The sequence below is a fragment of the Roseateles sp. P5_B10 genome, from assembly GCF_056400485.1.
In genome coordinates this window covers 1-3264 of sequence record NZ_JBFULE010000603.1, presented here as the reverse complement: position 1 = coordinate 3264, position 3264 = coordinate 1, and the positions used below count along the sequence as shown (strand labels likewise).

The window sequence follows — 3264 nt, the reverse complement described above, 5'->3', positions numbered from 1 at the left end:
GCTCAGAGCCGCGCCAGCAGCTCGTACGAGCGCCGGCGCAGTGCATGGTCATGCACCGCGCAGGCGACGATGAACTCGTCTGCCTGCGTGCGCTCGCTCGTTTCCGCCAGCCCGGCGCGCACGGTCTCCGGCGAACCGACGATGGATTCACTCAGCATGCGCTCCACCTGCATGCGCTCAGCCGGTGACCACAGCGCATCCATGCTCGGCACCGGCTCGGGCAGCTTGCCGCGCCGGCCGCGCACCATGCCCAGGAAGCGCTGCTGAGCCGACGTGAACAGGTACTGCGCCTCGTCGTCGGTTGGCGCCACGATGATGTTCAGGCCCACCATCGCATGCGGCTTGGGGTGGCGAGCGCTGGGCTTGTAGGTGGAACGGTAGATCTGCAGCGCCTGCATCAGCATCTCGGGCGCGAAGTGCGACGCAAATGCGAAGGGCAGGCCGAGGTGAGCGGYGAGCTGGGCCGAGTACAGGCTGGAGCCCAGCAACCAGATCGGCACCTCGGTGCCCTGGCCCGGCACGGCACGCACTTGTGCCTGCGCGGCCAGTGGCGCGAGGTAGCTCTGCAGCTCCAGCACATCGTTGGGGAAACCGTCCTCGCCGCTGCTCTCCAGGCTGCGCCGCAGCGCGCGCATCGTCGGCCGGTCGGTGCCSGGCGCGCGGCCSAGGCCGAGRTCGATGCGGCCGGGRAAGAGTTSGGCCAGCGTGCCGAACTGTTCGGCGATGRYSAKCGGCGCATGGTTSGGCAGCATGATGCCGCCGGCGCCGACGCGGATGCGCTGGCTCGCCGCGRCCAATTGGCCGATCAGCACCGCAGTGGCCGAGCTGGCCACGCCTTCCATGTTGTGGTGCTCGGCCACCCAGTAGCGCGTATAGCCCAGCGTGTCGGCCAGGCGCACGAGGTCCAGGCTGTTCAGCAGGGCTTCACGCGTCGTGGCGCCTTCGACGACGGGTGCGAGGTCGAGGATGGAGAGCGGGGGCAGGGTAGACATGCAGGCATCTTGCCGGCGCCGGCTTGGCCCTGTCAGCCACCGGCTTTGCGCAAATGTGATTGCAACCAAGGCAGCAGGCGACCGCGGTAGGCCGAGGCGTCGAAGTCGTGCAGGTCCTCATGGCCGGCACCCGGCACYGGCCAGAGCGCCTTGGGCTCGGTCGCCGCGGCGAAAAGCTGCTCCGTCTCGACCCAGCGCGTCGAGCGATCCGCGGTGCCCGACGCGACCAGCAGCGGCGCGTGAACGGCCTTGATGGCTTCGATGGGGCGCAGCTCATGCACGCCCAGACCCAGGCGCAGCGGGATCTGCAGCAGCAACAGCGGTGCAGCCCAGGCGCCGGCCGGGCCGAGGCGCGCCACCAGGCGGTCTTGCACRGCATCGGTGATGGTGGGGTAGACGGACTCCAGCACCATGGCATCCAGCTCGGGTTGGCGCTCGGCGAACAACAGCGAAGCGCCGCCCAGCGACACGCCGATGCCGCCCAGCTTTTCGCCCGGCAGGCGGGCGTGCAGCCAGCCCAGCGCCGCCTGCACGCCCAGCGCCTCGCGGCGGCCGAAGCTGATGCGGTCACCGCTGCTTTCGCCATGCGAGGGCAGGTCGATCAGCAGGCTGCCAATGCCCTCGCGCTGCAGCCAGCGGGCGCGTTCCAGCATCTGCAACCGGTTGCCACGCACGCCGTGCAGCAACAGCACCGCGCCTTCACCCGGGCGGCCGGGCAGGAACCAGCCGCTGACCTGCTGGCTGTCGCCGTAGGGGAGGCGCAGCGCCTCGGCCCGCAAATCGGGCGGTGGTGGGCCGATGGAGTCGCGGGGCGGGCGGGTCAGCCATTCGCCGGCGGCCAGGCTGAACACGACAACACCCAGAGCCAGCAGCAGCGTGATGAGGAGCAAACGGTTCATGCGACGGAGGCTGCCTGCTCAAGCGCCGCGGCGTTGTCGGCGCACAGCATGCGAAACGGTAGGCTGATGCGCTCATCCGCCGCGGCGGCCTGCCAGAACCCGCGTGCGCGGGGCAGCACACGCAGCCAGCGATCCCGCTCCGTCGGCAGCGGCAGGATGGGTGTGAGCGGCGGGGACAGCACTTCGCCACCGGCCAGCGGTGCGTAGCGCATGGGGAGCTGGTCGTAGCTGGGCGCCAGGCTCAGACCCGCGGCGTCGTGGAAGAAGCACAGATTGCCGCCATGCATGTCGCTGTTGGCGATGAGTTGGCCGAAGAGCTGGCGCTCGGCGACCCGCTCGGCATCCGCCGTGCTCAGCAGGCCGTGGGCGGCCAGTGCAGCGGCCACCCGGGTCCAATCGTTCGTGGCCTCACCGACGAGGCCGGCATTGACGCTTTCGAGGCTGACGACCCCTCGCCGCCCGTGCGGGCCGATGCGGTCGAAGCGTTCGCTTTCCAGGAAGTGGCGCCCCTCATGTGCCAGCAGCCGGGTGTGCGCCGCCTCCAGCCCCAAGGCCGCCGCCGCCAGTTGCTCGCAGACCAGCAGGTCGCGCCAGCGCTGCACCGTTGCGGACTCGTCGGCGCCCGAGAACTTGACGACGCAATGCGGTGTCGCCATGCCTGCCAGTTCGCGTGCCACCGTGAACTTGGGAAATTCGCCGCCCGCCGATGAGCCGGGCAGTGCGCCTTCCATGGCCTGGGCTGCCAGTTCGGCGTAGCGGGCTGGCAGTCCTGCCTCATGCAGCGGCGCCGGCGACGCCAGCCTGGCATCGAGAAAACGGCGCAGGACGGCGTCTCCCACCAGCAACTCGCCCGGCAGGTCATCGCCGAGACTGCTCAGGGCCAATAGCAGGGCATCGTCGTCCCAACTGCGTGGGTCGGGGGACAGGCCCAGGCCGGCGGCATGCCGGCGCGCGAAGTTGCGGCCCAGGAAGCCCTGCGGCCGCAGGTCATAGAGCGGGTAGGGCAGGCCCTCGTACCAGCCGTCGCGTGCGTCGTCGGGCGCCGGCCAGGCGGCGGCCAGGGTGTCGAGATGGCAGCCTTGCGGCCAGATCGGGCGCAATTGGGCCAGGGCCTGAGGGCGGCCATCGGCAGCGATGCGGTAGAGCTGGGCCTCAACGCGTTGGCCACGGAAATCACGTCGCCAAGCGACGCGCCGACGCCGGGTCTGACCCGCCGCCACGACGGCGACACCGGCCGCCGCAACCAATCGCTGGGCGGTCTTGGTCGAGCAGCCCAGGGCCGCGGCGATGTCCGCCAGCCCCAGAGGGCCGCGTGGCCGCAGGAGTCGTTCGAGGCTGGTGAGGTCGGCGGACATGATTCAGGAATCGTGTCC

Annotated in this window: 3 protein-coding genes; all 3 read right to left on the bottom strand. The window is 70.5% G+C overall.

Annotated elements, in window-relative coordinates; translation table 11 throughout:
* Positions 1–2 precede the first annotated feature (2 nt).
* Genes AC1DU6_RS24580 through yjjJ form a run of 3 tightly spaced genes read right to left on the bottom strand, consistent with a single transcriptional unit; the run spans position 3 to position 3246 of the window.
* Entirely contained in the window at positions 3–983 is a 981-nt protein-coding gene (locus tag AC1DU6_RS24580; protein ID WP_477860274.1) for an LLM class flavin-dependent oxidoreductase, read from the bottom strand.
* Between the two features lie 41 nt (positions 984–1024).
* Complete coding sequence (locus AC1DU6_RS24575) at positions 1025–1891, bottom strand: alpha/beta hydrolase (protein WP_457324497.1); 867 nt, start codon at positions 1889–1891, stop codon at positions 1025–1027.
* The gene (gene yjjJ / locus AC1DU6_RS24570; protein WP_477860272.1) at positions 1888–3246 is read right to left on the bottom strand and encodes a type II toxin-antitoxin system HipA family toxin YjjJ; all 1359 of its coding nucleotides are present in this window, start codon (positions 3244–3246) and stop codon (positions 1888–1890) included. Before yjjJ ends, AC1DU6_RS24575 begins: the two co-directional genes overlap by 4 nt.
* Positions 3247–3264: the final 18 nt, after the last annotated feature.

Excerpts from the sequence above, each read along its gene's own strand:
- yjjJ (WP_477860272.1), bottom strand. The coding sequence starts at position 3,246 with ATGTCCGCCGACCTCACCAGCCTCGAACGACTCCTGCGGCCACGCGGC.